This is a genomic window from Brevibacterium samyangense (assembly GCF_039529845.1).
Classification (GTDB): domain Bacteria; phylum Actinomycetota; class Actinomycetes; order Actinomycetales; family Brevibacteriaceae; genus Brevibacterium; species Brevibacterium samyangense.
In genome coordinates this window covers 1-3,422 of the sequence record NZ_BAAANO010000032.1, presented here as the reverse complement: position 1 = coordinate 3,422, position 3,422 = coordinate 1, and the positions used below count along the sequence as shown (strand labels likewise).

2 protein-coding genes and 2 pseudogenes are annotated in these 3,422 nt (G+C 63.5%); all 4 read left to right on the top strand.

All coding sequences use genetic code 11. The features are described 5' to 3' along the window. Positions 1–215: pseudogene (locus tag ABD172_RS13660) on the top strand (IS1634 family transposase); the annotation flags it as partial. Between the two features lie 165 nt (positions 216–380). Continuing rightward, positions 381–1,946, top strand: coding sequence for an IS21 family transposase (gene istA, locus ABD172_RS13655; RefSeq protein WP_344310508.1), 1,566 nt, complete (start codon positions 381–383; stop codon positions 1,944–1,946). Then, on the top strand, positions 1,943–2,695 hold the full coding sequence (locus tag ABD172_RS13650; protein ID WP_344310507.1) for an ATP-binding protein: 753 nt from the start codon (positions 1,943–1,945) through the stop codon (positions 2,693–2,695). Before istA ends, ABD172_RS13650 begins: the two co-directional genes overlap by 4 nt. 56 nt (positions 2,696–2,751) lie before the next feature. Next, positions 2,752–3,422: pseudogene (locus ABD172_RS13645) on the top strand (IS1634 family transposase); the annotation flags it as partial.

The following is a 3,422-nucleotide window of genomic DNA, read 5'->3' as shown; positions in this document are numbered from 1 at the left end:
AGTGCTTCGAGTACTCGACGACCCACGGCGATATCTCCCTGGTGCTCTACGACGTCACGACCCTGTACTTCGAAGCCGAGAAAGAAGACGAGCTGCGGCAGGTCGGGTACTCCAAAGAACGCCGCGTCGATACGCAGATCGTCGTCGGGCTCCTCGTCGACCGGAACGGATTCCCCCTCGAGATCGGTTGCTTCGAAGGGAACAAAGCCGAGACCCACTGAATATTCGCTTTGCTGGGGTCCGCTAGCTACGCCGATCGGCGCCAGTAGCTCGCAGCTCGATTAGCGTCCTTGGGGGCCACCTGTGACCTCGTTCGGGGCCACTGTTCCTACGCTCTTCCCGCCACGTGTATGGGCACGTGGCAGAAGGAGCGAAACCACATGGTACGCAAGATCAGGGCGAAACTCGTCCTCAAACTCCGCGCCGAAGGCCTCTCGGGCCGCACGATCGCGGCCTCGCACCGCATGTCACGCAAAAGCGTGAGCGCGGTCCTCGACGCAGCACTGGAACAGGGGATCACCTACGCGGACATCGCCGACGAGTCCGAGGACGTCGTCTACTCGCGGCTGTTTCCCGGACGGGGTGAACACGAGTCCGTGTTCACCCAACCGGACTGGGACGGTGTTCACCGGGAGCTCTCCCGAGTCGGCGTGACGCTGAAGCTTCTGCACAGCGAATATGCCGATCGGTGTGCCCGTGACCAGGTCCCGGCGATGGGCTACGACCGGTTCTGTAAGACCTACCAACGGCATCTGCTGATCACCGGGGCCGCTTCGCGGGTCGGGCACAAAGCCGCTCAGACCGTCGAGGTCGACTGGTCAGGACCGACGATGCGGCTGAGCGATCCGGTGACCGGGCAGTCGCAGAAGGTCTACTTGTTCGTCGGATGTCTACCGTTCTCGAGGTACGCCTTCGTGTACGCGAGTACGGACATGCGACAGGAGTCGTGGTTACGGGCGCACGTGGGAATGTTCGAGTTCTTCGGCGCGTCGGTGCCGCGCATCGTTCCGGACAACCTCAAGACCGGGGTGATCGCGCATCCGAAGGACGGTGAGATCGTCCTCAACGACGCCTACCGCGAACTGGCGGCTCATTACAGCGCCGCGGTGCTGCCCGGGCGTGTGCGCAAACCGAAGGACAAACCGAGCGCGGAGAACACGGTGTGGCACGTCGCGATGTACGTGATCGCGGTCCTTCGCGATCAGGAGTTCACGTCTCTTGCCCAGTTGCAGGAGGCGATCGATGGACAGGTCCGGGAGTACAACCGGCGGCCGTTCCAGAAACGGGAAGGGTCCCGGTACAGCGTGTTCACCGCGGAGGAGTTCCCGTTGATGACGCCGCTTCCCGTGGTGCCGTACGAGATCGCGTCGTGGGTGTACGGGCGGAAGGTCGCGCGTGACGGGTACGTGGCCTTCGAGAAGAACCACTACTCGGTGCCGTACTCGTTCATTGGATCCCGTGTGGATCTGCGGATCACCGATCGGACGCTCGAGGTGTACGAAGGGACGCAGCGGATCGCCAGCCACCTGGTGTGTCCTGCCGGGGTCGTCGGGCAGTACCGCACCCGGGATGCCGATCGTGTCGGGGCCAGGCGGTACGAGCCGTGGGATGCCGCACGTGTGAGGGAGTGGGCCGGCAGGATCGGCCCGTCGACGGTGATCGTCATCGAGCGGATCTTCGAATCCGTGCAGGTCCTCGAGCAGGGACTCGATTCGGCGCTTGCCGTGCTGCGGCTTTCGCGACGGTATGCCGCAGCGCGTGTGGAGCACGCGTGCGCGTTGGCGTTGACGTCCCCGGTGCGGTCCCCGCGGTATGCGCACATTCAACCGATCCTGGCTACCGGGCAGGACAGACTCGCATCCCTCGGTCACCGGCCGGTCGACGATCCCGAGGACGGTAGCGGGTACGTGCGTGGAGGCGCTTACTACTCGGGAGGACAGGCGTGAGCATGATCGATATCGAGTCGAAGCGGAAGCTGCGCGAGATGGGCGCGGCGGCATTGCTGGAGGCGCTGGAAGCTCAGGACGAGGAACAGGTGCGTGGGATGGGATTCGCGGAGCGTTTCGCGTTGGTCATCGACGAGGCACATCAGACGTTCACGCACGGGAAGATCGAGGGTCTGATTCGTCGTGCCGGCCTACGGTACCCGGAAGCGGATCTACGGCGGCTGGACCTGGTCGACGAACGTGGTTTGGACCGGAACGTGATCGCGGGGTTGGCGTCCTGCGGCTTCGTCGAGCGGCACCAGAATGTAGTGTTCCAGGGGTTCACCGGATCGGGGAAATCGTACCTGGGGTGTGCTCTTGCGAAACAGGCATGTCAGCGGCGGATTCGCGCGCATTACATTCGGATGCCGGATCTGGAGGAAGTGTGGGCGCAGGCTGCGGACAAGCCATCCGGCACGGTGAAGTTCTTGAAGAAGTACGCCTCGTACGGGTTGCTCGTGATCGATGAGTGGCTATTGGACCCGCCGAATGAGTCGGTGCGGTCGATGTTGTTGGAACTCTTGGAACGCCGGTACGACGCTGGGTCGACGGTGTTCTGTACGCAGTACGCGAAGAAGGACTGGCATCACCGGCTAGGCGGCGGGGTTCACGCCGATGCGATCATGGACCGGATCGTTCACAACGCGGTGTGGGTTGACACGGGAACGCATAACATGCGCGAGGTCGTTGCTACCGGATCGAGCAGGTAGGTCGAGACGGTGGGAGCCGGTGGCCCCGAGTCCATCGGGCCACTGGCTCCCACCGGCGATACGGGTGGCCCCGAGAGGCAATATTCGATGGCACCCAAAGGTCCAAATACTCAACCCACACCTTCCTGCCGATCGTGAAGCAGTTCCAGGAACGCCACGGCATCACGGACATGGTCATCGTCGCGGACGCCGGCATACTGTCGGCAGCGAACATGCGGCAACTGGACGAAGCAGGGCTGCGGTTCATCGTCGGGGCACGCACGTCGAAGGCACCACTGGATTTGGAGTCGCATTTCCACTGGCACGGCGAAGACTTCTACGACGGGCAGCTCATCGACACGATCACCCCGAGGGACGGCCGTTCGAAGTCCGGCAACCAGAAGAACCTCAAGGCCGAGCCCGTCTGGGATCCCGACGAGTACCCGCTGGCGTGGCGGGCGGTGTGGGCGTACTCGAGGAAACGATACGTCCGCGACACACAGACCCTGACCTTGCAGGAGAACCGGGCGAAGGCCGTGATCGACGGGGAGAAACCGGCCCGGAAGCCGCGGTTCGTGAAGGCGGACGGGAAGAAGTACAAGCTCGATCAGGCCGCGCTGGCCCGGGCGCGGAAGGTTGCCGGGTTGAAGGGGTACGTCACGAACATTCCCGCGTCGCTGATGCCGGCAGCGGAAGTGGTGTCGTCGTATCACGACCTGTGGCATGTGGAGCAGTCGTTCCGGATGTC

What these genes read in the sequence shown, in the direction of transcription:
- istA (WP_344310508.1), top strand. Translation starts at nt 381, where the DNA reads ATGGTACGCAAGATCAGGGCGAAACTCGTCCTCAAACTCCGCGCCGAA.